We start from the raw sequence: 25,061 nt of genomic DNA on the forward strand, positions 1-25,061 counted from the left end.
CGGCGCATGGCGCCTTGGCCATCCTGTCCCTGCCGGCCGCTGCGCCGCCGGGCGGCTGGCGACCCGGCGACGTTTCGATTGAAGACAGCGGATTGGTGCCGCCTGCGCACCATGCTGCTGCCCGGGCAAGGGCTAGTGCGCTTCCGGGGCGCTACCTAAGATGGGGACAGTACCGGGCCCGCGCAGTGTCCGGCTTCATCCGCCAATAGGAGTCCTCATGCGTCATTCCATTCTCTCCCTCGCATCGCTGTTGAGCATCGGCGCCGCTGCCAGCGCCGCCGACGTGCAGTCGATCTCCCGGCTCGAAGCCGGCCCCGGCAACGTGCTGTTCGTCGCCGACTGGAAGGCGGCGCGGGTTCACGCGATCGAGCTGCCGCCTGCGTCGCACAAGCCGGCCGGGAGCTTCAATATCCTGGACCTGGAATCGCTGCTGTCGCGCCAGCTCGGCGGCGCCAGGATAACGGTGCAGGACATGGCAGTGCGCCCCGGCACCGGTGAAGTCTATGTTGCTGTGAGCACCGGCGCGGCCCGGACGCCGTCGCTGTTCGCGGTGACCAGCGACGGCAAGGCCAGGCGCGTCGACCTGAAGGCGGCACGATCCACTTCGGTGCTCCTGAATGATGCGCCGGCGGGCAAGGACAGGTTCTGGAAGGAGACACCGGAGCGCAGCTTCACCGTGACCGACATGAAGTGGCGCGAGGGCGAACTGTTCGTGGCCGGATTATCGAACCAGGCGTTCTCGTCCACGCTCCGGCGCCTGCGCTATCCGTTCGCCGGGAAGCAGTCGGTGAGTTCGGTCGAGATCTTCCATGGCGGACATAACATGATGGAAACGCGCGCCCCGGTGCGGGCCATGAGCTTTGCCCGGCTGGACGGCAAACCCTACCTCGTCGCCGCCTATACCTGCACCCCGCTGGTGCTGATTCCCCTCGACGCCCTGCAGGATGGCGCCCATGTGCGCGGCAAGACGATCGCTGAGCTCGGCTATGGCAACACGCCGGCCGACATGATCACGTACACCATGACGACCAAGGGCAAGCCCGAGGAATATGTGATGCTGGTGAATTTCAATCGTGTATCGAACCTCATTCCCATGTCAGAACTGCGCGTGGCAAATGCCCGCCCGGGTATCGAGCAGGTGGTGCCGTTCGGGCAGATTGCCGGGCTCGACGTCCAGCAGGCGCCGCTCGCCGGCGCCATGCGCATCGACAACCTCGACGACCAGTCCTTCGTCCTCGTGCGCCGCCGGCTCGAAACTGACGCGCTCCAGCTGGTCAGCCTCGGCAAGGACCTGAGTTTCCGCATGACCGACCACGTGTCGGAATACGCGTTCAAGGACTACAGCTTCAAGGGCGATTCCTGGCAGCAGCGCAACATCAAGCCGCGCCAGGACATCCTGCTGCGGCAGGAAGGCGTCCCCGAACTGATCAAGCCGAACGAGTAGGACATGGGCCGATACCGATGGCGCCAGGGCGCGGCTGCCGCGTTGCTGGCCGCCGTGCTGTACGGCGTCCATGCGCAGCCGGCACCGGTGCATCAGGTGCGGCCGTCGGCCGACCACGTGCCGGCCAACCTGTTGCGCATCTCGCTGGAATTCGCCGCGCCGGTCGAAGGCGGCGTGTTGTCCCGGCTGGCGCTCATCGATGGCGGCGGCAGCGTCATCGAGGGGCCATTCCTGCCACAGGAGCTGTGGTCGCCGGACGGCAGGGTCCTGACAGTGCTGCTGCATCCGGGCCGCGTCAAGAGCGGCCTGCGCGCGCACGAAGCGCTGGGGCCGATCCTCCGGACCGGGCACACGGTGACGCTGACGCTCGATAGCCACCCGCTGCACCGGTGGCGGATCGATGCGGCGGATACCGTGGGGCCCGTCGTGCGGGCCTGGCGCGTCGCGCCGGTCGGCGCCGGCACCCGCCACGCGCTGGTCGTGATGCTGGATGGCGCGATCGACGGCCGCGACGCCGACTTCATCGCGGTTGCGGATGCCGACGGGCGACGGCTCCGCGGCCAGGCGGCGCTGGGCATCGGCGAAACCCGGTGGGCCTTCACACCGGCGCAGCCCTGGCGGCCAGGCCGTTACCGGCTGGTGGTGCGGGGGCTCATGGAAGATGCAGCCGGCAACCGCGTCAACGGCCACTTCGAGACAGCACCCGGCGGCGTGCCGGCGGCTGCCGACCAGGTCCGCTCTTTCATCGTCGAAGCGCCGGCTGGCGCAGCAGCGCGCCGGCGCCGGCAGGATCCTTGACTTCCCGGTGGCAAGCGGTAAGATCGGCTCGTTCTTCCGCTTGCTACTTCCGCCATGCACCTCATCCGCCAGGCTCCGCTCATCCTGTTCGTGACGTTTCCCGAAGTGGGGCTGCTCGACCTGACCGGCCCGCAGACGGTGTTCTGGGCCGCGCAGCGGCATACGGCCGGGCGCGGACTGCTGCCTTACGAGCGGCATACGGTAAGCCTGAATGGCGGGCTTGTGCGCACGGAAGAGGGCGTCGCGATCGACACGCTGCCATTTTCCATGTTCGCGGAGCGTGCCATCGACACCATCGTCGTTCCCGGCGCATCCAGAATCGTCGAGATCCTGGATGAGCTGGATGCCACGGTCGACTGGATCCGGGAGGCATCGGCGCGCGCGCGGCGGACGGCCTCGGTGTGCACGGGCGCCTTCCTGCTGGCCCAGGCCGGGCTGCTGCAGGGGCGGCGCGCTGCGACGCACTGGGGGGTGTCGGATCTGCTGCAGCAGCGTTATCCATCGCTGGACGTCGATCGCGACGCCATCTTCGTCCGCCAGGATACGGTCTGGACCTCGGCCGGCGTCACCGCGGGCATCGACCTGGCGCTGGCGCTGGTGGAGGAGGATTGCGGGAGGGCTGTCGCCATGGACCTCGCGCGCGACCTCGTCGTGTTCATGAAGCGGCCCGGCGGGCAGTCGCAGCACAGCGAACTGCTGCGGGCGCAGTCCCGGGAGAGCGCCGGCTTCGACGAACTGCACGCCTGGATCCTCGATAACCTGCACGATGCCGACCTTCGCGTCGAACTGCTAGCGGAACGCGCACGCATGAGCGCCCGAAATTTTTCCAGGGTCTACAAGGCCAGGACAGGCCACACGCCGGGCAAGGCGCTCGAGCTGTTCAGGGTGGAGTCGGCGCGGCGGATGCTGGAGCAATCGGAAAGCAATCTCGCCCAGATCGCACTGCGCTGCGGTTTCGGGGACGAGGACCGGATGCGCACCACCTTCCTGCGTCACCTCGGCGTGACGCCATCGGACTACCGCCGCCGCATCGCCGAGGCGCCGCCGGCCTGATCCTGGCTCTCAGTCTCCGTGCTCGACCAGCGTGACGATGCTTTCGATGCCTTGGCGCGCCATCTTGGTATAAGGACAGACGCGTTCGGCGTCGCGGACCAGTTCCGCGGCAGCGATGCGGGGAAGGTCCGGCATGCGCACCCGCACGTGCGACGCCAGCATGAACAGGCCGTCGGTCGGATCGCGGCCGAAACTCACCGTCACCGCGACTTCGGTGCCGTTCGCAGCGAGGCCGCGGTGCGCCGCCAGCAGCATCAGCGAACCGTGGAAGCATGCCGCGTAGCCTGCCGCGAAGAGTTGTTCGGGATTGGTGCCGCCCCCGATCCCGCCTAGTTCGGGGGGCATGCGAAGCTCGAGCTCCAGTGCGCCGTCGGCGGACCGGACAAGGCCCGAGATGCGGCCGTGTCCGGACGGTCCGCCGGTCACCGAGACCGACGCGGCGTACAAGCCGCCGTCGGCGCCCGACCCGGCGGACAGGGCAATCGACGGCCAAATGACCTGCTTCATCGATTGCCTTTCGCGCTACCGGGCCTGCGCTTGCAGCCAGTCCTGCAGCTTGACGCCGCCCAGCCTGGCCTTGCCGTGCGGGACAAGCGTATCCTCGTCCAGCCTGGCGCCGAAATACCGGGCGCCGTCGTCGGCGTGCACGGTGCGCGGATCCCTCCGTGCCGCCAGGTAGGTCCGCACCAGGTCCGTCAGGCGGAACCGCTCGGGCCCGGCTATCTCGACGATCCCGTTGGCCGGCGCGCCCAGCGTGATGTCGGCCAGGGCGATGGCCACGTCCACGGAACAGATCGGCTGCACGTAGGCCGGCGACAGCGTAATCGCATCCCCGCCGGTCCCCGAGGCTGCGATGGCGCCCAGGAATTCGAAGAACTGGGTCGAGTGGACGATGCTGTAGGGCAGGCCCGACTCCCGGATGAGCTTTTCCTGGGCGATCTTGGCGCGGAAGTAGCCACTCTCGGCAAGCCGGTCGGTGCCGACGACCGACAGGGCGACATGGTGTCCGACGCCCGCCCGGGCGGCGGCTGCCAGCAGGTTGCGCCCGGAGACGGAGAAAAACTCCATCACCGCGCCGTCGGCGAACGACGGCGAATTGGCGACATCGACGACGGCCGCGGCGTCCGACAGGACCTGGTCCAGGCCCTCTCCCGTGAGTGTGTTGACGCCGGACTTGGGCGATGCCGCGACCGCTTCGTGGCCACGCTGGCGCAGGATCTCCACCAGTTGGCTGCCGATCAGGCCGCTACCGCCGATGACGACGATTTTCATGGCGACCTCCTCAGGACAGTTCGGCCTTGTCGAGGCCCCATGCCTTGTCGAAGGAGCCCGGCACCACCTTGAACGCCACGTTCACGCGGTTCCACGCGTTGATGGCCATGATTTCATAGGTCAGGTCGGTCAGCTCCGTCTCCGACAGCTGGGTGCGGACCCGCTCGTACACTTCGTCCGGCACCCCTTGCGGCGACAGCACCGTCAGCGCTTCGGTCCAGGCGAGCGCTGCGCGTTCGCGCGGACTGAACAGGGTCGACTCGCGCCAGGCCGCCAGGTGATGCAGGCGCAGCGGACGCTCGCCATGGATGACGGCCTGCTTGACGTGCATGTCGAGGCAAAAGCCGCAGCCATTCATTTGCGAGGCGCGGATGGCGACGAGGTCACAGATGTTTTCTTCGATGGCGCCATCGTGAATGAGAGTATTGAACTCGACGAACTTCTTGAAGAGGTTCGGGGCCTGTTTGATGTAATCGATACGCTGCGTCATGATGAATCTCCTTGAGTTGGACACTGCGGAGGCGTGCGGCGCGTTGCCGGCGCCTCGCAGTAAAACCAGTGTAGGCAGCATGGGTGCCGGGCGGTAGGCCCCCGGCGGGCCGCATGCCGGTGCGCGAAACGCACCAATCCGGGCCTCATCGGGCGAGGCGTACGCCCGCCGCCACGAGGAGCAGGGCGGGCGCCAGCCGCCAGGCCGCTGCGCCATCGAACGCCCCGTTGACGGCGAGCGACAGCGTCGAGAGCACCGGCGTCAGGTAGGACAGGGAACCGATCGTGGAAGCATTGCCCGACCGCATGGCGCGGTCCCACAGGACGAACGACAGCCCGAGCGGCCCGATGCCGATCGCGGCCATGCCTGCCAGCTCCGTCGCCGAGGGACGGTAGGGCGCTTCGAACAGGAGGTGCGCGCCGAGTGCGAGCATGCCGGCGCCCAGGCAAAAGCCTCCCGTCGCCCAGGACGAATACGCGGCGAGGTAGGCAGGCGCAACCGAATACACGGCCCAGCAGAGCGCGGCAAGGAGCGCTAGTGCATACCCCGCGATATGGGCGGCCGACATGCCGGATGGCGATGGGGCGATGACCAGCGCGCAGCCGGCGAATCCGATCACGCAGCCGGTGAGCTGGCGCGGCAGCAGCCCGTTTCCCATCGGGCCATATGCGGCCAGCACGACGATGAGCAGCGGCCACAGGTAGTTGAGCAAGTTCGCCTCGGCGATCGGCGCCAGGCGAAATGCCGCCACCAGGCAAGCGTGGTAAATGAACAGGCTCGCCACGCCGAAGCCGAACACCGGCGCCGCCACGCGCCATTCGCGCCACTTGTGCGCCGAAGCGAAACTGCCGCAGCACAGCGCGATTCCCGTCAGCAGCAGCGGCGGCGCAGTGCCGGCGTAGCGCACCAGCGTCGCGAACAGCGCCCACAACAGGATCGCGCCGAGCGCACAGATCCATGCGTTCTTACTCATGCGTTTCCCCTGCCTTGGTCGCCAGCAGGGCGTCGAGGCAGTGCAGGTCGAGCGCGCGGATGCGGTCCGTCATGTAGTCGATGAAGACACGCATGCGCATCGGCATGTGATGTCGGCTGAGGTAGCAGAGGTAATGCCCGCGATCGTCGGGCGCGTGCTGCGCCAGGGCGGGCAGGAGGCGCCCGGAGCGCAGGTGCTCGCAGATCTGGTAGCCGGCCATCTGGGCGATGCCTTCTCCATCCAGGACCGCCTGCAGCACCAGGTCGGCGTCGTTGAAGCAGAGCCAGCCCTTGGGCAGGTGCTTCTGGACCAGGCCGTCGACCTTGAACTCCCATTCGAACACGCGGCCGGAGGCGAAGCGGAAGTTGATGCAGGGATGGGCGGCAAGCTCGCCAGGCGTGCGCGGCAAGCCGTGGCGGCGTGCATACTCCGGCGAGGCGCAGACCAGCATCTGCATCGGAACCAGCTTCTTGGCGACGATCTGGCCATCGTCCATGCGTCCATTGCGGAAGGCGACATCGATGCGGTCGGAGGTGAAATCGGTCGGGCGGTCGTCGAGCGTCAGGTCGAGCGTGATGTCGGGATAACGCGCATGGAATTCTTTCAACAGGGGCGCGACCACCTTGCGGCCGAAGCCGACCGTTGCCGAGATGCGCAGGCTGCCGCGCGGCGTACCGGTGCGCAGGTCATGCATTTCTTCGACCGATTGCATGATCCGTTCGACGCCGGGCCGGCAGTTCTCGAAAAACACCTCTCCCTCCGCGGTGAGGGTGGTGCTGCGCGTCGTTCGCAGGAACAGCCGGGTATCCAGCTGGGTTTCGAGCTTCTGTACGCTGCGGCTGACTGCCGAGCGGCCGACGCCCAGCCGTTCGGCGGCCCGGGCAAAACTGCCTTCGTGCACGACTGCGATGAACGCGACCACCCCCGCATAGGTCGTGGCAAAGCTCGAGGCCAGGGCGTCACTCTGGTCGCCGGCCATCCTCATGGGCAGGGGCATGTCACCCATGGCTGGCTTCCATGGATGTAGCGGAAAGGGGAATCAGACGGTAGGGCACGACTTCCTGCATTCATAAATAGCGCGAGCAAATAGTAGGTGCGTATTCACATCGCCGGCAATGACAAAAATCCTGTTTTTCCTGCCAGGCCGCGGGAGCCAGGCGGTGCAAGCTGCGGATTGGTGCTTTTCCTGCACCAAAGTGCGTCCCTCCGGATGGCTATCTCGCAGGCGTTCGCATCTCTAGACTGGAAGGCGCTGCGGATCCCGCAGCCGGTTCTCAGCTGTACTGGGACAAATTCGTAAAGGATCTCATCATGTCTTCCATCTCCAGGCACCTTCGTCCGCTTCTCCTCTCCACGCTGGTTGCCGCCGGCGCGCAGGCGCATGCCGCGGCGCCCGGCCCGGCCGTCACCGCCCTCATGAACAAGGCGCTGGAAGACTATCCCGGCAAGGAGGTGCTGATGCTGACCGTCGACTTCCCTCCAGGCGCGGTCGACCCCCTCCATCGCCATGACGCCCATGGCTTCGTCTACGTTCTTGAAGGATCGATCGTCATGGCGGTCAAGGGCGGCAAGGAGCAGACGCTGACACCCGGCCAGACTTTCTATGAAGGCCCGCACGACGTGCACACAGTCGGACGCAACGCCAGCAAGACAAAGCCCGCAAAGTTCCTGGTCTTCCTGTTGAAGGACAAGGGCAAACCAGCCGTCATTCCCGTCAAGCCGTGATGGCCTGGCCGAGCTCACGCGGGAACAGGCTCACGACTTCTCGAGCGAGTACTGCTTCAGCAGGCCGGTGGCCAGGGCCTTGCCCTGGCGATCGACCAGGGCATGGTCGACGCGATAGCCGGCTGCCGCTTTCGTCATCCCGAGCGGCATCTGGACAACGCGCCATAGCGACGGCGGATTCGCCTTCTTCGAGGCGGAAAAAAACCTGCCGCGAAGCGAAGCGCCGTCCGTGAACTGGATGGTGTATTCGCATGCGTGGACCGGACGTGATGCCTGCTTCCACGCCGTGAGCGCGCGATCGGCCTCGAGGAAACCCGACACCACGGCCGTCACGCCGCACACCGGCAACCTGAGCCGAATCCGCGCAATGCCTATCTTTTCTTTGGCGTCGTCTTCATTCCCGGACGCCGCGATGGCCTTGAGCTCCATGTCTTCTCCTTCTCTTCGCGATCGGGAGCAGTGTATGCACCGGCTGCTTGCCCCACTAGGCCCGCCGCGAGCCGCACGGTAGTGCCTACTGCGCACCAATCGCGCCTGGATGGCGGAGTACTTCAGGACGGGCGACGCGGTGCGTAGGGCGAGGCGCGCAGCCAGTCTCGCATCCGGGACGCTGGGAAGGGCCTGGCCACGAAATAGCCCTGGGCAATATCGCACTTGAGCTCGTACAGCGCATCCCAGATCGGGCGGTCGGCCGTTCCTTCGGCCACGACGGTCAACCCGAGTTCATGGGCCAGGCCGATGGTGGCGCGCACGATGCTTGCCGAGCGCCGGTCGTGCAGCATGCGGCTGGTGAAGCCATGGTCGATCTTCAGCACCTGGACCGGCAGGTCGGCCAGGTAGGACAGGGACGAAAACCCGGTGCCGAAGTCGTCGACGTAGAGTTCGAAGCCGAGTGCACGCAGGCGTTCCAGCTCGGCGATGCTGTCCTGGGGGTTGTGCAGCAGGGCGCTCTCGGTCACTTCCAGGCCGAGCGCGGCGCTGTTCACGCCTTCGGTTTTCAGGATGAGGGGCAGGATCCGCGACAGGCGCAAGGTCGACACGTCGCGGCTGGACAGGTTGACCGCAAGCGGGATGTCGAGCCCCTGCGCGGCCCAGGCGGCGCTCTGCTGCGCACTGGCGCGCAACATGTGCTCGGTCAGCAGCATCGTCAGGTCGGTGTTCTCGATCAGGGGCACGAAGTCGCCCGGGAGGATGACGCCACGCTGAGGATGGTGCCAGCGCACCAGGGATTCGGCCCCGGCCAGCGCCCCGCGGCGCATGTCGACCTTGGGCTGGCAGTACAACTGCAGCTCGCCGCGGCCGATCGCGCCGCGCAGCTCGGTGAACAGGGCCAGGCGCGCGGGGGTATGCGGGTCCCGCTGCGGATCGTAGACGCCTACCGCGGTGCCCATGTCCAGCGTCTGAGACAAGGCGATGTCCGCCTTGCGAAGCAGGGCCCGGTAATTGTCGCCGTCTCCGGGGCCCAAGGCAATGCCGAGGTGGACGCTGAGCTCGCAGCCGAAGCCCTGGGCCTGTAAGGGTTTCTCGAATGCGGCCCGCAAGGCCTCGGCAAAAGCGAGTGCCCGGGCGCGGTCGTGGTTGGGCAGCAGGACCGGGAAACGCGAGCCGACCCGTGCTGCCAGTCCGCCGGGCGGCAACAGGAGCGCAAGGCGAGCCTCTACCTCGGCCAGGAAGGCATCGCCGATCATGTGGCCCAAAGCGAAATTGATGTTGCGAAAGTGGACCAGGTTGACGATGCAAAAAGCCGCGGGTTGGCCCAGTGCCAGTCTCTGCGGCGCCAGCTCATCGAATTCGGGACGGGAAACGAAGCCGGGGCATGTGTCGGCTGGGATGGACATGATGTCGACCTTCCGAAGCGATTTGGATCCTGAGCAATCGAACCCAGTATAGACGTATCCGGTCCGGTGCGGACTGCCGGCCCGAATGCTGACGTGCCCGCCGATCTGGCGGTGACGGTACACCACTAGACCTTCCTACAGGCGCTGGCCGGGCCGCCCAGGCACTAACTGCTTGACATCCCCGGCATGACAAATGCATTGTACATACGCGTCCCTGCGAACGAATAAGCCATCGAAAGGAGCACGACCATGCTGAGCAAGACTATCCATTCATTCCGCATCCTCGCGGGTCTGGCAGTGACGGCCGGCCTGGTCGCCTGCGCCACGCCAGCGGCCGACCAGGACCAGCATCACGCCCGTCATCACCCGGCGCAATCGGAAGACATGGCGGCGCCCGCATCGCCCGGCGGATCCGCTGCGCAGGGCGGAATGGGAAGCGGCGCGATGACAGGCAGCCAGGGTGGCTGCGGGATGATGGGTGGAAACACGACGGGAAGCCAGGCTGGCTGCGGCATGCAGCATATGGACAAGGATGCGATGTGCGCAATGTACCGGAGCATGCGTGATGCCCCGACCGAACAGGCGCGGCAAGCGATGATGGACCAGAACATGCGGGCCATGTCACCGGAAATGCGCCAGCGGCATATGGAAATGTTGCGGCAGCAGTGTCAATGACGGCGCCGCGGAAACTGAACTTAGGCTCATCGCCGGCGCTGCAATCATCGGTGACAGCAGCCGTCCGGTGAAGGGATACAGCCGACCCACAAAATCGAATCCAGCCCAGCCGCCCCCTACAGCTTCTCGATCTGCCGGTCGATCGCCTTGCGCGCCCGCTCGTTACGCTCGCTGTAGCGGTCGTTCAGGTAATCGGTGCGGCCGCGCAGCAGCAGGGTGAACTTGAACAGCTCTTCCATCACGTCGACCACGCGGTCGTAGTAGGCGGAGGGACGCATGCGCCCGGCGTCGTCGAACTCCTTGTAGGCCATCGGCACCGAGGACTGGTTCGGGATCGTGACCATGCGCATCCAGCGTCCCAGCAGGCGCAGGGTGTTCACCACGTTGAACGATTGCGAGCCGCCGCAGACCTGCATCACCGCCAGCGTGCGGCCCTGGCTCGGGCGGATCGCGCCCTGCTCGAGCGGAATCCAGTCGATCTGGTTCTTCATCACGGCCGTGATCGCGCCGTGGCGCTCCGGGCTGCACCATACCTGGCCTTCCGACCACAGGCACAGCTCGCGCAGTTCGACCACCTTCGGGTGGGTCTCGGGTACGCTGCCGACCATGGGCAGCTCGGTCGGGTCGAAGATCTTCACGTCGGCGCCGAAATGCTCGAGGATGCGCGCCGCTTCCCAGGTCAGGAAGCGGCTGAAGGAGCGTTCGCGCAAGGAGCCGTACAGCAGCAGGATGCGCGGCGGATGGTCCATGTCAGCGCTGGGTTCCAGCTTGCCGAGGGTAGGCAGGTCCAGCAGCGCTGGCTTGATGTTGGGGAGGTTTGACATCGGCTCATCCATGCTTGATCTCCGGGGCGTGTTCGGTGTCGGTAAAGTCGCTGCGCGCCACCGTGCCGGCCACCGAGGCTTCGCGGTGCGCCGTCGGGTACAGCCAGCAGAACAGCGGCGTCGCGGTGGCGGCGCCCAGCAGCTGCGCCACGATGAAGCCGAATGCATCGGCGGGGCGGATGCCGGCGAAGGTGTCAGTGGCGCTGCGCGCGAGGGTCACCGCGGGGTTGGCGAACGAGGTCGACGACGTGAACCAGTAGGCGGCCGTGATGTACGCGGCGACCGCGAACGGCGTCACGCCGGGCCGGCTGCGCGAGCAGCCGATAATGACGGCGACCAGGCCGAAGGTGGCGACGAATTCGCTCCACCATTGCGCGGCGCCGGTGCGCACGTGTTCCGACGCGACGAACACCGGGACGTCGAACATCAGGTGCGCGGCGGCCACGCCCGCGAAGGCGCCGGCGACCTGCACGGCGATGTACGGTACCACCTCGGCAGCCGGCATGTTCTTCTGCCACGCTTCCGACAGCGTGACGACCGGATTGAAGTGCGCGCCCGAGATGGTCCCGAACATCAGGATCAGGGCCACCAGGCCGGCGCCGGTCGCAATCGCGTTGGCCAGCAGGGCGATGGCCACGTTGCCGCCGGCCAGCCGCTCGGCCATGATGCCCGATCCGACGACCACGGCCAGCAGGAGCGCCGTGCCGAGGCCTTCGGCGACGATTCGTCTGGCAAAAGTCATGCTGCGAGTTCTCCGATGCGGTCCAGCTCCGCCTTCAGGCGCGCCTTGTCATCTTTCAGCGCGTCGAGGGGCAGGGCCAGGAAGGCCTCGATGCGCGCCCGCAGGATCGCGTAGGCCGTCTCGAAGGCGGCGTCGATCTCTTCCCTGGAGCCGATCACGTGGCTCGGATCTTCCACGCCCCAGTGCGTGCGCAGTACCGGGCCGAGATAGGCCGGGCAGGTCTCGCCGGCGGCGCTGGCGCAGACCGTCACCACGATGTCTGGCGTCACCGGCAGCGCGTCCCAGGACTTGCTGTAGTAGCCTTCGGTGGAGATGCCCTTGCTGGCCAGCAGGGCGAGCGCCTTGTCGTTGAGCTTGCCGGTGGGCTGGCTGCCGGCGCTGATGGCGTGCCAGCCGGCCGGGGCCAGGTGCTTGAAGACGGCTTCGCTGATGAGCGAGCGGCAGGAGTTGCCGGTGCAGAGGAAAAGTACGTTCACGTCGGGTCTCGGTTGAAGTGAGGATGGCTTGGGCGGCTCAGGAGACGCAGCTGGCTGCTTCGCAGGCCCGGGCGCATGCCGGCGCGCAGGGGCTGCCGCCGCAGCAGTTCTCCGTAAGGAAGCCAAGCAAGGCCTCCATCCTGTCGAACTGCGCGGCATAGATGATGAAGCGCCCGTCCTGGCGCGGCACGATGAGGTTCGCGTTCGTCAGCTCCTTGAGGTGGAAGGACAGCGACGACGAGGGCACGCCGAGCGCTTCCGCGATCCTGCTGGCGGCGAGTCCGGCTGGACCGGCCTGGACCAGCAGCCGGAATGTCGCCAGCCGCGATTCCTGGGCGAGGGCGGCCAGCGCGACCACCGCATCCTTGTTGTCCATGCGTGCTCCGTTCGGTAATTCGATATTTCCAGTATAGTCGAAATGTCGACGCATCCTCAAGCAGCCTGGCGACCAATGCCGGCTTTCAGCGCACTTTTACTAAACAAGCCCCCTCAGGGAGCGCATTGATGGACTTGCCAAAAACCCACTGCTAGCATGACACATCGCTAATCCCGAGGTGCCGCAGCATGGAACTCAGTGCCAATCCGCCCCAACAGCAGCCTGCCACCGGCGCCCGCCGCGAGGTCATCGTCGGCATGCTCTTCGTCGGCCTGCTGTTCTTCATCCTCGGCTTCGTCACCTGGCTGAACGGTTCCTTGATTCCCTTCCTGAAGATCGTCTGCGGGCTGAACAACTTCCAGGCCCTGTGGGTCACCTTCGCCTTCTACATTGCCTACACCGTCATGGCCCTGCCGTCGGCGGCGGTGCTCAAACGGACCGGCTACAAGAAGGGGATGACGCTGGGCCTGGGCATCATGGGCCTCGGTGCGCTGCTGTTCATCCCGGCGGCGCAGAGCACCCGTTACGGCCTGTTCCTGGCCGCGCTGTTCACGCTGGCCACCGGCATGACGCTGATGCAGACTGCCATCAATCCCTACATCGTCTGCCTCGGCCCGCGCGACAGTGCCGCCATGCGCATCAGTATCATGGGCCTGTTCAACAAGGGCGCCGGCATCGTCGTGCCGCTCGTCTTCACCAGGCTGATGCTGAAGGATATCGACACGGCGTCCCAGGCCGTGCTGGCGCAGCGCCTGGTGTTCCCGTACGCCTGCATGGCGGCGGTGCTGTTCGCGATCATGGTCTTCATCCACTTCTCGAGGCTGCGCGAGATCCCGCTGGACGCCGATGGCGCGGACGCGCGCGTCGACGCCACCTCGGTGCTGCAGTTCCCGCAGCTGGTGCTGGGTGCGCTGGCGCTGTTCGCGTATGTCGGCGTGGAAGTCATCGCCGGCGACACCATCGGCCTGTACGGCCACGAACTGAAGGTCGGCAACTTCGGCGTGCTGACCTCCTACACCATGGTCAGCATGGTGATCGGCTACCTGGTCGGGGTGGCGGCGATCCCGCGCTTCCTGTCGCAGCAGCGCGCACTGGTGCTGTCGGGACTCGCCGGGGTCTTGCTGACGGTCGGCGTGACACTCGGTTCGACCGCCGACACCGGCCTGGCGCAGATGCTGCTGGGCTGGAGCGGCGCGCCGCTGGTGCCAAACACCGTGATGTGCCTGGCGCTGCTCGGCCTCGCGAACGCGATGGTGTGGCCGGCGATCTGGCCGCTGGCCTTGCAGGGACTGGGCAAATACACCGCCAGCGGCTCGGCCGTGCTGGTGATGGCGATCGCCGGCGGGGCGCTGCTGCCGCTGCTGTACGGCCACCTGTCGGACATCGTCACGCCGCGCAGCGCCTACTGGCTGCTGCTGCCTTGCTATGCGCTGATCCTCTGGTATGCCGCCAGCGGACACAAGATCCGCCGCTGGCGCTGAACCGGAGAGACGCTTGAAGCATGTTCCCCTGACGGCGCTGGCCCTGGTCGCCGCGCTGTTCGCGCCGGTCGCGCCTGCGGTCGCGCAGGCGCCCGCCGCGCTGAAACACGAAGCGGCTCCGCAGGGCGTCGCCAGCGCAAGCAAACTGCAGCTGCGCTGGGAACTGCAGCGCAATCTGTTCAGCGCGCAGGCGCCGCACGGGCGCTCGCAAGCGCGCCTGATCCTCGGCAACCACGACAGCCAGCCTTTGCCGGCGCAGGGCTGGTCGCTGTACTTCAATTGCGTGGGCCGTCCGGAATTCGGCGAACTGGCCAGCGGCCTGGTCCTGGACCAGGTGGCCGGCGACCTTTTCCGCCTGCGCCCGGGGCCGCGCTTCGCCGGCGTCGCGCCGGGCCAGACGCTGGACATCGTCTACTATTACCCGGGCCTGGTCATCAAGCTGGCCAAGGCGCCGATCGGCCCCTACCTGGTCTACGATGCCGCGCCCGACATCGGCGTGGCGATCCAGGACTTCGCGCTGCTGCCGGTCACGCGCCCCGAACAGCTGGACCGCGGTAGCAGCGGCGCCAGGCCGGTGGTCACGCCGCTGGACACCTATCGCGCCAACACGCGCGCCGACCTGCTGCCCGCCGCCGAGCTGCCGCCGGTGCTGCCGACGCCGCTGCAACTGAGGTCCGGCGCCGGCCGGCTAGTGCTGGCGGCGCGGCCGACCGTGCAGGCACCGGCTGCACTGCAGAACGAAGCGGCGCTGGCGCGTTCGCTGTTCCCGTCGGCCCTGCCGGCAGGCGGCCCGCTGCTCAAGCTCGGCATCGGCAAGGTGCCGGGCCAGGCCTCGCCCGAAGCCTACAGCCTGCGCATCCGTGCCGACCGCGGCATCGACATCGTCGGCAACAGCGCGGCCGGCGTCGCCTACGGCCTGCAGACCCTGCGCGAGCTGCTGCCGCTGCCCGGCGCAAGCGAGCCGGCCCTGGACGAGGCGAGCATCGTCGATGCCCCGCGCTTCGCCTACCGCGGCTTCCAGCTCGATGTGGCCCGCAATTTCCACGGCAAGCAGACGGTGTTCAAGTGGCTCGACCTGATGGCGCGCTACAAGCTCAACACCTTCCACTTCCACCTGACCGACGACGAAGGCTGGCGCCTGGAGATCGCCGGCCTGCCGGAGCTGACCGCCATCGGCGCGGTGCGCGGGCACAGCGCGACACCGGGCCTGCGCCTGCAGCCGGCCTACGGTTCCGGTCCGGATCCGCGTGACCCCAGCGGTAGCGGCTACTTCAGCCGCGCAGACTACATCGAGATCCTGCGCCATGCGGCGGCGCGCCACATCACGGTGATCCCGGAAATCGAGATGCCCGGCCACTCGCGCGCCGCCGTGCAGGCGATGGAGGCGCGCTACCGCCGGCTCAAGGCGGCGGGGCGCAAGGATGCGGACAAGTACCTGCTGAACGACTTCGCTGACCGGTCGAGCTACAGCTCGGCGCAGTACTTCACCGACAACGTCATCAACCCCGGCCTCGATTCGACCTTCACTTTCATCGAGCACGTGGTCGCGCAGGTCGCGGCGCTGCACCGGGAGGCCGGCGTGCCGCTGCGGACCATCCACATGGGCGGCGACGAGCTGCCGGACGGCGCCTGGGAGCGCTCGCCAGCCAGCCTCGCGCGCATGCGCAGGGAAGGGCTGGAGAGCAGCGCCGACCTGTGGGACTATTTTTACGAGCGCGTCGACGACATCCTGCGCAGGCACGGCTTGACGGCATCGGGTTGGGAAGAACTGGCCGCGCGCAAGACACGCCTGGCCGGCCGTTCGCTGCTGATCCCGAATCCGCGCTTCACCCGGCGCGGCTTCCAGGCCTGGGTCTGGAACAACACCCGCGGCGCCGAGGACTTCGCCTACCGCCTCGCCAACGCCGGCTACGACATCGTGCTGGCGCCGGTCGGCAGCATGTACATGGACATGTCCTACAACCCGAATCCGGAAGAGCCGGGCGTGAACTGGAACGACTACATCGAACTCGACAAGGTGTACGACTTCATCCCCTTCGACATGCTGAAGAACGCCGGCGCGGCCGAGCGTATCGGCAAGGATGGCCTGACCGACTACGGCAAGCGCCGCGTGCGCGGCCTGGAAGCGACGCTGTTCAGCGAAACCGTCCGCGACCCGGCACGCATCGACTACCTGGTGATGCCGCGCCTGCTGGCGGTGGCGGAGCGGGCCTGGGCGCCCGATCCGGCCTGGGCCACCGAGCAGGACCCGCTCAGGGCGGCGGCGCTGCACCGCAAGGCCTGGTCCGGTTTCGTGAATGCGCTGGGCCAGCGGGTGCTGCCGCGCCTCGACCTGGAGCGGCCGGACCTGGCCTACCGCATCGCGCCGCCCGGCCTGATGCTGGACGGCGAGCAGGTCCTGGTCAACCACGTCCTGCCCGGCATGACGCTGCGCTACACCAGCGACGGCAGCGAGCCGACTGCCGCCAGCCAGGCGGTGACGGGACCGATTGGAGAGCGTGGAATGATCAGGGTCGCGGCTTTCGACCGCAATGGCAGGCGCGGACTGGTGGCCAGTATCGACCGCCGCTAAGGGCTGGCCGCCGGCCGCACCCGCTCAGCGCGGCTGCATGCGGCGCTGCCCCTGCCGCCGCCGCTCGCGCTGCGAGCTCGCGTGCGTCGCCTGGGACGGCATCGCGCCGTTGCCGTCGATGCCGAATTCGATCACCCGGCGCAGCGAGCGCAGCGTGACCGGCTTGGTCAGCACCGTGCTGAGGCGCGCATGGTAGTGGGGAGCCTGGCTTTGCTCGTCGAGCAGCAGGATCACCGGCGCCTGCGGGAGCAGCCGCGTGATTTCGCCGATGAAGGAGCGGCGGTCGTCGGCGTTGAAGGTGGTGTAGGTGAGGACCAGGTCGAAGCGTACCGTCTGGGCAGTGTTCAGGGCTGCGCGCGGGTTGTCCGTGGTGGCCACGATATAGCCGAGCGACTTCAGCAGGGTAGAAATCTCGCTGCAAGCCACAGGGTCATGTTCTACGAGCAGTGCGCTTCTCATTGTCAATCCTCCTATCAAGTGGATGACGACGGCTCGTGCTAGTTCAAGCGCAAAGTTGTAACAATTATTCTCATCCATTCAATTGCGTGCGCATCGTGGCGCCATGGTGCTGTGCTAAAGTCCTGTTTTTACGAGAACATAATGCAGTCCTGTCATGATGCGAGACCAGGCCGTCAAGAAATGGACTGAAGAGGAACGCCTGGCGGCGCTCGAGCGCTATGGCGTCCTCGACACGCCGACGGAAAAATGCATCGACGACCTGGTGCGGCTGGCGTCCGAGCTGCTGGAAGCGCCGATCGCGGCGGTCAACCTCATCGATGCGCGGCGCCAGTGGTTCAAGTCCGAGATCGGCCTGGGCGTGCGCGAGATGCCGCTCGACGATTCGATCTGCAAGTACGCATTGCTGGGCGAGGGCACGATGGTGGTGCCCGACGCCACCCAGGATCCGCGCTTCGCCTGCAATCCGCTGGTCACTGCCGCCTCCGGCCTGCGCTTCTACGCCGGGGCGCTGCTGACCACCCCCGAAGGCATACCGCTGGGCACCCTGTGCGTGCTCGACCGGCGCCCCCGCCCGCACGGCCTGAGCGCCAGCCAGCGCTTCGCCCTGCAGACCCTGGCCGAGCAGGTGATGGCGCAGTTCGAGCTGCAGCGCCAGGCCGGGATCGAGCGCCGCCTGCGTTCCAGCGAATCGGCGCGCCTGCGCGGCGAGCAGCGCTACCGCACCGTGCTCAATTCGATCGACGTCGGCTTCTGCGTCATCGAGATGATCGACGACGCCAACGGCGAGCCCTGGAACTACCGCATCCTCGAAGTGAACCCGGCCTTCGTCAGGCATACCGGCCTGAGGGACGCGGTCGGATGCACCATCCGCGAGCTGATCCCTGAACACGACGTGCGCTGGTCGCGCATCTACGGACGCGTGGCCAGGACCGGACTGCCGGTGCGCGTGGAGCAGCACAGCGCCAGCCTGGGCCGCTGGCTGGACGTGTACGCCGCCCGCGTCGGCGAGCCGGACAGCGGCCAGGTCGCGGTCTTCCTGCGCGACATCACCGAGGAAAAGGCAGGCAGCGACGCGCTGCAGCGCCTGGCCGACGACCTGGCGGCCGCGAACCGCCGCCAGTCCGAATTCCTGGCCACCCTGGCGCACGAGCTGCGCAATCCGCTGGCGCCGGTGCGCACCGGTCTCGACCTGCTGCGCATCGGCGCCGACAAGCCCAGCGTGCTGGCCAGGGTCAGGCCGATGATGGAACGCCAGGTCAACCATCTGGTGCACCTGGTCGACGACCTGCTCGACGTGGCCCGCATCAGCAGCGGCAAGGTCGAGCTCAAGATGGCGGACATGCCGCTCCGGGACGTGCTGCAGCGCGCGGCGGAGATGACCCTGCCGGGCATCGAAGCCCGGCGCCATGTGTTCCGCATCGACATCGCCGACGAGCCGATGCCGGTGCATGCGGACGCGACCCGGCTGGCGCAGGTGGTCGGCAACCTGCTGTCGAACGCCGCCAAGTATACGCTCGAAGGCGGCGCCATCGTGCTCGAGGCGCGCCGCGAGCAGGGCCGGGCGCGCATCGTCGTGCGCGACGACGGCATCGGGATCCCGGCCGAGGCCCTGCCGAACATCTTCGACATGTTCACCCAGGTCGGACGCCATCCGGAACAGGAACAGGGCGGCCTGGGCATCGGCCTGCACCTGGTCAAGCAGTTGACCGAGCTGCACGGCGGCAGCGTGCGCGCCGAGAGCGCGGGGCCGGGGCAGGGCAGCAGCTTCGTGATCGAGTTGCCGCTGGCGCAGGCTGCGGCGAGCGCGGACGGCCAGCATGCCGATACCCCGGCCGGCGCAACCCGGCGTCCGCTGCGGATCCTGCTGGCGGACGACAATACCGATGCGGTCGAGCTGCTGCGCGAGATCCTCGAACTCGAGGGACACCGCGTCGAAGTGGCCGCCGACGGCCTGGCGGCGCTGGAAACGGCCGCCGGCTTCCTGCCCGACGTCGCCTTCCTCGACATCGGGATGCCGGGCCTGAACGGCTACGAGGTCGCGCGGCGGCTGCGCGCCACCCCGGCGCTGGCGCAGGCCAGGCTGGTCGCGGTGACCGGCTGGGGCACGCAGGAAGACCGTGCGCGCTCCGAAGCGGCCGGCTTCGACGCCCACCTGACCAAGCCGGTCGAACTGGACGCCCTGATCGCGATTATCGCGTCGTCTGCTTGATGGATGCCCTGCGGCGGCGTGCGAACCAGCCCGCCAGTCCGCCGATCGCCAGCGTGGCCAGGCCGGCCGGTTCCGGCAGCTCCTGGCCCGGCGGCAGGCCCGCGACGCTGCGCAGCTCGCCGCGCTCGCCCGCGCAGGACGGATGCGCGAAGCCGCAGCCTTCGGCCTCGTCGCTGTGCGCCGCCAGCAGGGTGAAGACGGCGCCGTCGCTCGCCATGCTGAAATCCGAGGCGCCGTCGTTGACGTCGAGGGCGCCGCTCAAGCGGCCGTCCGCCAGGAATTGCAGCGTCATCGACATGCGCTGCAAGCCCCACCGGGTCTCGTCGCCGTAGCGGTAATCGATCAGATTCCATTCCGCCCGGCCGTCGGCGCCGGCATACCAGTAACGCAGCGACAGCAGGCTGTCCTGCTGCAGTTCGCAAAACCCGTACATGCACCGGTTCTCGACCGCCAGGTCGAGCGCGCCCCGGGCCACGGCTGCATCGGTGAATACGAGTTCGAGCTGCAGGCCGTCCGGTACCGAAGGCGAGTGAGTCACCTGCTGCCAGGTGTAGACGACGTCCGCCGAAGCGGCGTGGGCAAAGAGGGCGGTGGCGGCCAGGCAGAGAATCTTGCGCAACATATGTGTCTCCAGAAAGATTCCATTTAACAAGCAAGGACTGCGCCTGACTTGCCAAGTCATTGATTCATGGAGAAATGGGCCGGAATGCCCTGCTTTCCTTTCGGCATCATGTAAGGCGGGCCGACAGTGCCCGAGCGCACATAGGCCGGACGCCGCCTGTCTCAGTCCATCTGCGGCGGATGCTGTACCGGCACCTCCCGGTCGCCCAGCAGCAGTTTGTCCGGCGACATCGGCGTACTGCGCAGGCGCCTGCCGGTGGCGTGGAAGATCGCGTTCGAAATCGCCGCCGCGACGCCGACGAGGCCGATCTCGCCCACGCCCTTGGCGCCGAGCTGCTTGCTGACCACGCGATCGTCCTCGTCGGCGAACACGACCTGGATATCGTGGATGTCGGCGTTCACGGCCACGTGGTATTCCGCATAGTTGTGATTCATGAACCTGCCCAGCCGGTGGTCGGTATGGGTCTCCTCGTGCAGGGCCTGGCTGATGCCCCAGACCGTGCCGCCGACGATCTGGCTCTCGGCGGTCTTGGCGTTGATGATGCGTCCGGCCGCGACCGCGTTCACCACCCGCGTCACGCGCACGATGCCGAGCTTTTCGTTGACGCGCACCTCGCAGAACACGGCCGAGTGCACGGCGCGCGAATACTTGCGCTGCTTGAGCAGCTGCGGCGTCATCAGGAATTTTTCCTCGACCCGGTCGACCTGGGCGTGCGCCAGCACCTCGCGCAGCGCGACCCCCTTGGCCGGCTCGCCGCGCAGGTGGATGCGGCCGTCGGCGAACGCCACCTGGCGCAGCTGCAGCTTCTTGAAGAGCGAGTCGGGCATGGCCTGGGCCATCTTCAGCAAGGCCTTCTGCAGTTTCTCGCAGGCGCCGGCGACCCCGGAACCGACCGTCGTCACGTGCGAGGAGCCGCCCTCGACCGGCGCCAGCGGCAGGGTCGAGTCGCCCAGCTGGAAGGTCACCCTTTCCAGCGGCAGGCCCATGGCTTCGGCGGCGATCATCGACATCACGGTGTAGGTGCCGGTGCCGATGTCGGAGGCCGCGCTCGAGACCACCAGCCGGCCGTCGGCATGCAGCACGGCCGAGACCCGCGCCACCATCACCAGCGAGTCCCACATGCCGGTCGCCATGCCCCAGCCGACCAGCTCCTCGCCGTCAGGCATCGAGCGCGGCTCGATCGGCCGGTCCTTCCAGCCGAAGCGCTCGCTGCCGAGCCGGTAGCACTGGCGCAGCTCCTTGCTCGAGAACGGCTTGTCCTCGAGCGGATTCTTCTCGGCGTAGTTCAGCAGGCGGAAGGCCAGCGGATCCATTTTGAGTGCGTAGGCCAGTTCGTCCATCGCGACCTCGAAGGCATGCACGCCGTGGGCGGCGCCGGGCGCGCGCATGTCGATCGGCGTGTAGCGGTCGGTCGCGACCAGCTTGTAGCCCAGCTTGATGTTGTCGCAGGCGTACATCTGGCCGGACCAGTTCACCACCACCTCGACGTAGTCTTCGAAGCGCGAGGTCTCCTGGACGGCGTCGTGGATGATGGCGGCGAGCTTGCCGTCCCGGCCGGCGGCGAGCTTGATCCGGTGCCAGGTCTCGGGCCGGTGGCCGAAGCTGAACATCTGCTGGCGGGTCAGGGCCACGCGCACCGAGCGTTTCAGCTGCAGGGCCGCCATCACGGCCAGCGGCAACTGGTACTGCGGGCGCAGGCCGGAACCGAAGGCGCCGCCCACGTACGGGTTGCGCACCGTGACCTTGTCCTTCGACAGGCCGAACACGTGCGAGACATACCAGCGGCTGTTCTGCGAACTCTGGGTCTTGTCGTAGATCGTGAGGTGGCCGTCGTCGCCAAGCACCACGGTCGAGGCGTGCATCTCCATCGGATTGTGGTGCTCGACCCCGTTGTAGTACTGGGCCTCGATCTTCACCGGCGCCGACTCCCAGGCGCTATCGGCGTCGCCCTTCGAGCTGGGCGGCGTGAAGCCGGCCTTGAAGGGACGCGGTTTGTAGGCGCGGCCGAGATTCGCCAGCAGGCCGGTATCGTGCTCCTGCACGTCGTAAGTCAGGGATACGAGCCTGGCCGCATGGCGCGCGGCCTCGAAGGTATCGGCCACCACCAGCGCCACCGGCTGGCCGCTGTAGAAGATTTCGTCGCTGTACAGGGGACGGAAGGGCGAGCCGCCCGGCGCCGTCATGTCCTTGTAGGCGAGGTCGTTGCCGCGCATCTTGACCTTGCGGTTTTCGTGGGTGATCACGGCCACCACGCCCGGCACCGCTTCGGCGGCCACGGTGTCGATGGTCTTGATGCGGCCCTTGGCCACGGTGCTGTTGACTACCACGCCGTAGGCCAGGCCGGGCGCATCGTGCTCGGCGGCGTACCTGGCGGCGCCGGTTACCTTGGCGCGGCCGTCCACGCGCGACACGTGCATGCCGCTGCGCACGCGGCCTGTGCCTTCCGGCGCGCTCGGGGCGCGCAGGTCCGGAATCAGATCCGTCATTCTCTCTCTCCCCTGGCATATTCGGTGCCGCGCATGGCGGTGCTCAAGGCCTGCACGATGGCGTTCTTCGCCAGCGGCAGCTTGAAGTCGTTCTGTCCGTAGCCGCGCGCGCCCTGCAGGATGCGCTCGGCGGCCAGTGCGAACGCGGCTTCGCCGGCCGGCTTGCCTTCCAGCTCGCGCTCGGCTTCCTCGACGCGCCAGGGTCGATGGGCGACGCCGCCCAGGGCGATGCGGGCCGCGCGAATGGTGCCGCGGTCCAGGTCCAGCGCGGCCGCCACCGACACCAGCGCGAACGCGTACGACAGGCGTTCGCGCACCTTGATGTAGGCGCTGTGAGCGGCGAAGCGGGTGGCGTCGGGCAGGGCGATATGGACGATCAGCTCGCCCGGCTGCAGCGTGCTGTCGAGGTCCGGACGGTCGCCGGGCAGGCGGTGGAAGTCGGCGAAGGGAATCTCGCGCCCGCCCGCGGCGGAGCGCACGTGCACCACGGCGTCGAGCGCGCGCAGGGCCACGCACATATCGGACGGATGCGTCGCGATGCACTGCTCGCTGGTGCCGAGGATGGCCAGCTGGCGGTTGATGCCGTGCTTGGCCGGGCAGCCGGTGCCGGGCTCCCGCTTGTTGCAGGGCACGCCGACATCGTAGAAGTAGACGCAGCGGGTGCGCTGCAGCAGGTTGCCGCCGTTGGTCGCCATGTTCCGCAGCTGCGGCGAAGCGCCGGCCAGGATCGCGCTCGACAGCAGCGGATAGCGGTCGCGGACCAGCGGGTGGTAGGCGGTATCGGCATTGCGGGCGAGGGCGCCCAGGCGCAGGCCGCCGTCGGCTTCCTCGATGCGGTCCAGGCCGGCCGGGGCGATGGCGTTGATGTCGACCAGCTGATCTGGCGTCATGACGCCTTCTTTGATTAAATCGAGCAGGTTGGTGCCGCCGGCGATCGGCCTTGCGCCTGCGGAGGCGAGGGCGGCCAGCACGCCGCCGATGTCCTTCGGCTGGGTGAACGAGAACGGGTTCATGCGAGCACCGGGCCGGTCGTGAAGGGCTGTCCGCCGTCGAGGGCGGAGGCGTCCAGTTCCAGCACCTGCGCCACCGCGCGCACGATCTGCGGATAGGCGCCGCAGCGGCAGACGTTGCCGCTCATGAGTTCGCGCACGTCGGCGATGGTCCTGGCCTGGCCTTCGGCGATCAGGCCGGCGGCCGAGCAGATCTGGCCCGGCGTGCAGTAGCCGCACTGGAAGGCGTCGCAGTCGATGAAGGCCTGCTGCAGCGGATGCAGGGCGTCGCCCCGGGCCAGGCCCTCGACGGTGGTGACCTCATGGCCATCCTGCATGACCGCCAGGGTCAGGCAGGAATTGACGCGCCGGCCGTCGAGCAGGACGGTGCAGGCGCCGCACTGGCCATGGTCGCAGCCTTTCTTGGTGCCGGTCAGCCCGGCGCGCTCGCGCAGGAGGTCGAGCAGGGTAACCCAGGATTCGACGTCGAATTCCCGCTCCTGCCCGTTGATGCGCAGGCGGATCGGATGCTGCTGGTGAGGGGCCATGGCCGTCCTTTCGTCGGTGAAGCGTCCACCTTACGAGGTCGGCCTTTCCTGCTCGGTTAGATGACACACATACGGCGGGCGCGGCGCAAGAAAGCGCCGATACCGAGCATGCCCAGGCCCAGCAGGGCGAGCGAGCCCGGTTCCGGCACCTTGGCCGAGACGTCGACGTTATCCAGTACACCATCCAGGGAAACCGTCTGGTTGCCGGAAAAATCGTGGAACTCCAGCATCGCCTTGTCGCCGTCTGCAATGAAGCTGAAGCTGTAGCGCGCCAGCTCCGGACCGAAGCGGGCAACGGCGGTCGTGTCCAGCAGGCTGTCGCCATAGGCGCCGACCACGCCGACACGCAGTTGCTGCGTGCATGCGGCGTCGCAGTCGGTCAGGCCGTAGTCGAAGCTGACCGTGTAGGCCTGGCCGGCCTGGGTAGCGATCCGCTGCGAGAGCAGGCCGTCGCCGGCCGTGTCGCCCGCATTGAAGGCGACCATGCCGGCGCCGTTGCTGGCGGTGCTGCCCGCGCCGAAGTAGGAAGGACCGGTCATCGAAAAGACCTCGACATTCCCCGCGACGTTCCAGCCGCTGGCGCCGGACTCGAAACCGCCGTTCTCGACGATATTGGCCCTGGCCGAGCTAGCGCACAGCAGCACCAGCGCGGCAATCGACAGTTGACGTTTCATGTTTTCTCCTAGTTATAGTTATTAAACGTGAAGCAACTATCGTTCCAGATAAAAAATCTTTCGATAAAACAAATATTTACTTTAGGAATCAGATTAATTATTTGCCTGAGTGTAAAGTTTTTCGACAGGCGGCCATGGCGAGCTATTTCTGTTGCGCAAACCCCACTCAGCCAGTCTGAAGCCCAGCGTCGTGGACGAGCCATCCGATGCACGCATCGTCGAGCGTTGCGCTCCTCCTACACCTCTGAAAACTTCACATAAGGAAATCAAATTTGTTGAATTCTCACAAATATTTTCGTTATACAATCCATCACTTGTGTTGAAACTGGATTAAT

General features: G+C 67.2%; 25 protein-coding genes. 8 read left to right on the forward strand and 17 right to left on the reverse strand.

Features of this window, described 5'->3' with window-relative positions:
• Positions 1–217 precede the first annotated feature (217 nt).
• Genes AM586_RS21255 through AM586_RS21265 form a run of 3 tightly spaced genes read left to right on the forward strand, consistent with a single transcriptional unit; the run spans position 218 to position 3,295 of the window.
• Positions 218–1,444: a hypothetical protein gene (locus AM586_RS21255; RefSeq protein WP_047824304.1), complete on the forward strand. Its 1,227-nt coding sequence runs from the start codon at positions 218–220 to the stop codon at positions 1,442–1,444.
• A gap of 3 nt (positions 1,445–1,447) precedes the next feature.
• A complete protein-coding gene (locus AM586_RS21260; RefSeq protein ID WP_156328142.1) occupies positions 1,448–2,242 on the forward strand; it encodes a hypothetical protein in 795 nt (264 codons plus the stop codon).
• A 54-nt stretch (positions 2,243–2,296) separates the two neighbouring features.
• Entirely contained in the window at positions 2,297–3,295 is a 999-nt protein-coding gene (locus tag AM586_RS21265; protein WP_047824299.1) for a GlxA family transcriptional regulator, read from the forward strand.
• A 9-nt stretch (positions 3,296–3,304) separates the two neighbouring features.
• Here AM586_RS21265 and AM586_RS21270 read toward each other — a convergent pair whose 3' ends face one another.
• The 5 genes from AM586_RS21270 to AM586_RS21290 all read right to left on the reverse strand — a co-directional run bounded on the left by AM586_RS21270 (position 3,305) and on the right by AM586_RS21290 (position 7,036).
• On the reverse strand, positions 3,305–3,802 hold the full coding sequence (locus AM586_RS21270) for an Ohr family peroxiredoxin (RefSeq protein WP_047824297.1): 498 nt from the start codon (positions 3,800–3,802) through the stop codon (positions 3,305–3,307).
• A 15-nt stretch (positions 3,803–3,817) separates the two neighbouring features.
• Complete coding sequence (locus tag AM586_RS21275) at positions 3,818–4,567, reverse strand: SDR family oxidoreductase (protein ID WP_047824295.1); 750 nt, start codon at positions 4,565–4,567, stop codon at positions 3,818–3,820.
• A gap of 10 nt (positions 4,568–4,577) precedes the next feature.
• Positions 4,578–5,057: a carboxymuconolactone decarboxylase family protein gene (locus tag AM586_RS21280; protein WP_047824293.1), complete on the reverse strand. Its 480-nt coding sequence runs from the start codon at positions 5,055–5,057 to the stop codon at positions 4,578–4,580.
• 145 nt (positions 5,058–5,202) lie between these two features.
• Positions 5,203–6,030 (reverse strand): DMT family transporter, encoded by an 828-nt coding sequence (locus tag AM586_RS21285; RefSeq protein WP_047824292.1) that lies wholly within the window; start codon positions 6,028–6,030, stop codon positions 5,203–5,205.
• The gene (locus AM586_RS21290; protein WP_229411098.1) at positions 6,023–7,036 is read right to left on the reverse strand and encodes a LysR family transcriptional regulator; all 1,014 of its coding nucleotides are present in this window, start codon (positions 7,034–7,036) and stop codon (positions 6,023–6,025) included. The genes AM586_RS21285 and AM586_RS21290 overlap by 8 nt, the downstream gene beginning before the upstream one ends.
• A gap of 305 nt (positions 7,037–7,341) precedes the next feature.
• On the opposite strand from AM586_RS21290, the gene AM586_RS21295 reads away from it, so the two are divergent.
• Positions 7,342–7,755 (forward strand): cupin domain-containing protein, encoded by a 414-nt coding sequence (locus tag AM586_RS21295; protein WP_047824290.1) that lies wholly within the window; start codon positions 7,342–7,344, stop codon positions 7,753–7,755.
• 30 nt (positions 7,756–7,785) lie between these two features.
• Here the strand turns inward: AM586_RS21295 and AM586_RS21300 are convergent, their stop codons facing one another.
• A complete protein-coding gene (locus AM586_RS21300; RefSeq protein ID WP_047824288.1) occupies positions 7,786–8,184 on the reverse strand; it encodes a hypothetical protein in 399 nt (132 codons plus the stop codon).
• A gap of 122 nt (positions 8,185–8,306) precedes the next feature.
• On the reverse strand, positions 8,307–9,593 hold the full coding sequence (locus AM586_RS21305; RefSeq protein WP_052233415.1) for a bifunctional diguanylate cyclase/phosphodiesterase: 1,287 nt from the start codon (positions 9,591–9,593) through the stop codon (positions 8,307–8,309).
• 249 nt (positions 9,594–9,842) lie between these two features.
• Here AM586_RS21305 and AM586_RS28295 point away from each other — a divergent pair, with 249 nt between their 5' ends.
• Positions 9,843–10,268: a hypothetical protein gene (locus AM586_RS28295; RefSeq protein WP_047824286.1), complete on the forward strand. Its 426-nt coding sequence runs from the start codon at positions 9,843–9,845 to the stop codon at positions 10,266–10,268.
• Between the two features lie 116 nt (positions 10,269–10,384).
• On the opposite strand, the gene arsH is transcribed toward AM586_RS28295, so the two are convergent.
• Genes arsH through AM586_RS21325 form a run of 4 tightly spaced genes read right to left on the reverse strand, consistent with a single transcriptional unit; the run spans position 10,385 to position 12,686 of the window.
• On the reverse strand, positions 10,385–11,092 hold the full coding sequence (gene arsH, locus AM586_RS21310; protein WP_047824725.1) for an arsenical resistance protein ArsH: 708 nt from the start codon (positions 11,090–11,092) through the stop codon (positions 10,385–10,387).
• 4 nt (positions 11,093–11,096) lie between these two features.
• Complete coding sequence (locus AM586_RS21315) at positions 11,097–11,834, reverse strand: MIP/aquaporin family protein (protein WP_082439430.1); 738 nt, start codon at positions 11,832–11,834, stop codon at positions 11,097–11,099.
• Complete coding sequence (locus AM586_RS21320) at positions 11,831–12,310, reverse strand: arsenate reductase ArsC (RefSeq protein WP_047824284.1); 480 nt, start codon at positions 12,308–12,310, stop codon at positions 11,831–11,833. The genes AM586_RS21315 and AM586_RS21320 overlap by 4 nt, the downstream gene beginning before the upstream one ends.
• Before the next feature lie 37 nt (positions 12,311–12,347).
• The gene (locus AM586_RS21325; RefSeq protein WP_047824282.1) at positions 12,348–12,686 is read right to left on the reverse strand and encodes a helix-turn-helix transcriptional regulator; all 339 of its coding nucleotides are present in this window, start codon (positions 12,684–12,686) and stop codon (positions 12,348–12,350) included.
• Positions 12,687–12,874: 188 nt separating this feature from the next.
• On the opposite strand from AM586_RS21325, the gene AM586_RS21330 reads away from it, so the two are divergent.
• Together AM586_RS21330 and AM586_RS21335 are read left to right on the forward strand one after the other, a co-directional pair.
• The gene (locus AM586_RS21330; protein ID WP_047824280.1) at positions 12,875–14,167 is read left to right on the forward strand and encodes a sugar MFS transporter; all 1,293 of its coding nucleotides are present in this window, start codon (positions 12,875–12,877) and stop codon (positions 14,165–14,167) included.
• Between the two features lie 13 nt (positions 14,168–14,180).
• Positions 14,181–16,739 (forward strand): family 20 glycosylhydrolase, encoded by a 2,559-nt coding sequence (locus AM586_RS21335; RefSeq protein ID WP_229411097.1) that lies wholly within the window; start codon positions 14,181–14,183, stop codon positions 16,737–16,739.
• Positions 16,740–16,763: 24 nt separating this feature from the next.
• Here AM586_RS21335 and AM586_RS21340 read toward each other — a convergent pair whose 3' ends face one another.
• Positions 16,764–17,198 carry a response regulator gene (locus tag AM586_RS21340; protein WP_162600570.1) on the reverse strand — a complete coding sequence of 145 codons (435 nt, stop codon included), beginning with the start codon at positions 17,196–17,198 and terminating at the stop codon, positions 16,764–16,766.
• Between the two features lie 154 nt (positions 17,199–17,352).
• On the opposite strand from AM586_RS21340, the gene AM586_RS21345 reads away from it, so the two are divergent.
• Positions 17,353–19,407 (forward strand): ATP-binding protein, encoded by a 2,055-nt coding sequence (locus AM586_RS21345; protein WP_052233413.1) that lies wholly within the window; start codon positions 17,353–17,355, stop codon positions 19,405–19,407.
• Here AM586_RS21345 and AM586_RS21350 read toward each other — a convergent pair.
• From AM586_RS21350 to AM586_RS21370, 5 genes are all read right to left on the reverse strand, one after another.
• Complete coding sequence (locus AM586_RS21350) at positions 19,388–20,029, reverse strand: hypothetical protein (RefSeq protein WP_047824276.1); 642 nt, start codon at positions 20,027–20,029, stop codon at positions 19,388–19,390. The genes AM586_RS21345 and AM586_RS21350 overlap by 20 nt on opposite strands.
• A gap of 161 nt (positions 20,030–20,190) precedes the next feature.
• Entirely contained in the window at positions 20,191–22,515 is a 2,325-nt protein-coding gene (locus AM586_RS21355; protein WP_047824274.1) for a xanthine dehydrogenase family protein molybdopterin-binding subunit, read from the reverse strand.
• The gene (locus tag AM586_RS21360) at positions 22,512–23,528 is read right to left on the reverse strand and encodes a xanthine dehydrogenase family protein subunit M (protein ID WP_047824272.1); all 1,017 of its coding nucleotides are present in this window, start codon (positions 23,526–23,528) and stop codon (positions 22,512–22,514) included. The genes AM586_RS21355 and AM586_RS21360 overlap by 4 nt, the downstream gene beginning before the upstream one ends.
• Complete coding sequence (locus tag AM586_RS21365) at positions 23,525–24,052, reverse strand: (2Fe-2S)-binding protein (protein WP_047824270.1); 528 nt, start codon at positions 24,050–24,052, stop codon at positions 23,525–23,527. The genes AM586_RS21360 and AM586_RS21365 overlap by 4 nt, the downstream gene beginning before the upstream one ends.
• Positions 24,053–24,108: 56 nt before the next feature.
• Positions 24,109–24,726 carry a DUF642 domain-containing protein gene (locus tag AM586_RS21370; RefSeq protein ID WP_047824268.1) on the reverse strand — a complete coding sequence of 206 codons (618 nt, stop codon included), beginning with the start codon at positions 24,724–24,726 and terminating at the stop codon, positions 24,109–24,111.
• Positions 24,727–25,061: the final 335 nt, after the last annotated feature.

Origin of the sequence: Massilia sp. WG5, from assembly GCF_001412595.2 — a bacterium.
In the GTDB taxonomy this organism is placed as follows: domain Bacteria; phylum Pseudomonadota; class Gammaproteobacteria; order Burkholderiales; family Burkholderiaceae_D; genus Telluria.

What these genes read in the sequence shown, in the direction of transcription:
- AM586_RS21295 (WP_047824290.1), top strand. Translation starts at nt 7,342, where the DNA reads ATGTCTTCCATCTCCAGGCACCTTCGTCCGCTTCTCCTCTCCACGCTG.
- AM586_RS21265 (WP_047824299.1), top strand. Translation starts at nt 2,297, where the DNA reads ATGCACCTCATCCGCCAGGCTCCGCTCATCCTGTTCGTGACGTTTCCC.
- AM586_RS21270 (WP_047824297.1), bottom strand. Translation starts at nt 3,802, where the DNA reads ATGAAGCAGGTCATTTGGCCGTCGATTGCCCTGTCCGCCGGGTCGGGC.
- AM586_RS21340 (WP_162600570.1), bottom strand. Translation starts at nt 17,198, where the DNA reads ATGAGAAGCGCACTGCTCGTAGAACATGACCCTGTGGCTTGCAGCGAG.
- AM586_RS21355 (WP_047824274.1), bottom strand. Translation starts at nt 22,515, where the DNA reads ATGACGGATCTGATTCCGGACCTGCGCGCCCCGAGCGCGCCGGAAGGC.
- AM586_RS21280 (WP_047824293.1), bottom strand. Translation starts at nt 5,057, where the DNA reads ATGACGCAGCGTATCGATTACATCAAACAGGCCCCGAACCTCTTCAAG.
- AM586_RS21275 (WP_047824295.1), bottom strand. Translation starts at nt 4,567, where the DNA reads ATGAAAATCGTCGTCATCGGCGGTAGCGGCCTGATCGGCAGCCAACTG.
- AM586_RS21360 (WP_047824272.1), bottom strand. Translation starts at nt 23,528, where the DNA reads ATGAACCCGTTCTCGTTCACCCAGCCGAAGGACATCGGCGGCGTGCTG.
- AM586_RS21305 (WP_052233415.1), bottom strand. Translation starts at nt 9,593, where the DNA reads ATGTCCATCCCAGCCGACACATGCCCCGGCTTCGTTTCCCGTCCCGAA.
- AM586_RS21330 (WP_047824280.1), top strand. Translation starts at nt 12,875, where the DNA reads ATGGAACTCAGTGCCAATCCGCCCCAACAGCAGCCTGCCACCGGCGCC.
- AM586_RS21300 (WP_047824288.1), bottom strand. Translation starts at nt 8,184, where the DNA reads ATGGAGCTCAAGGCCATCGCGGCGTCCGGGAATGAAGACGACGCCAAA.
- AM586_RS28295 (WP_047824286.1), top strand. Translation starts at nt 9,843, where the DNA reads ATGCTGAGCAAGACTATCCATTCATTCCGCATCCTCGCGGGTCTGGCA.
- AM586_RS21260 (WP_156328142.1), top strand. Translation starts at nt 1,448, where the DNA reads ATGGGCCGATACCGATGGCGCCAGGGCGCGGCTGCCGCGTTGCTGGCC.
- AM586_RS21370 (WP_047824268.1), bottom strand. Translation starts at nt 24,726, where the DNA reads ATGAAACGTCAACTGTCGATTGCCGCGCTGGTGCTGCTGTGCGCTAGC.
- AM586_RS21325 (WP_047824282.1), bottom strand. Translation starts at nt 12,686, where the DNA reads ATGGACAACAAGGATGCGGTGGTCGCGCTGGCCGCCCTCGCCCAGGAA.
- AM586_RS21290 (WP_229411098.1), bottom strand. Translation starts at nt 7,036, where the DNA reads ATGGGTGACATGCCCCTGCCCATGAGGATGGCCGGCGACCAGAGTGAC.
- arsH (WP_047824725.1), bottom strand. Translation starts at nt 11,092, where the DNA reads ATGTCAAACCTCCCCAACATCAAGCCAGCGCTGCTGGACCTGCCTACC.
- AM586_RS21285 (WP_047824292.1), bottom strand. Translation starts at nt 6,030, where the DNA reads ATGAGTAAGAACGCATGGATCTGTGCGCTCGGCGCGATCCTGTTGTGG.
- AM586_RS21365 (WP_047824270.1), bottom strand. Translation starts at nt 24,052, where the DNA reads ATGGCCCCTCACCAGCAGCATCCGATCCGCCTGCGCATCAACGGGCAG.
- AM586_RS21345 (WP_052233413.1), top strand. Translation starts at nt 17,353, where the DNA reads ATGATGCGAGACCAGGCCGTCAAGAAATGGACTGAAGAGGAACGCCTG.
- AM586_RS21350 (WP_047824276.1), bottom strand. Translation starts at nt 20,029, where the DNA reads ATGTTGCGCAAGATTCTCTGCCTGGCCGCCACCGCCCTCTTTGCCCAC.
- AM586_RS21255 (WP_047824304.1), top strand. Translation starts at nt 218, where the DNA reads ATGCGTCATTCCATTCTCTCCCTCGCATCGCTGTTGAGCATCGGCGCC.
- AM586_RS21315 (WP_082439430.1), bottom strand. Translation starts at nt 11,834, where the DNA reads ATGACTTTTGCCAGACGAATCGTCGCCGAAGGCCTCGGCACGGCGCTC.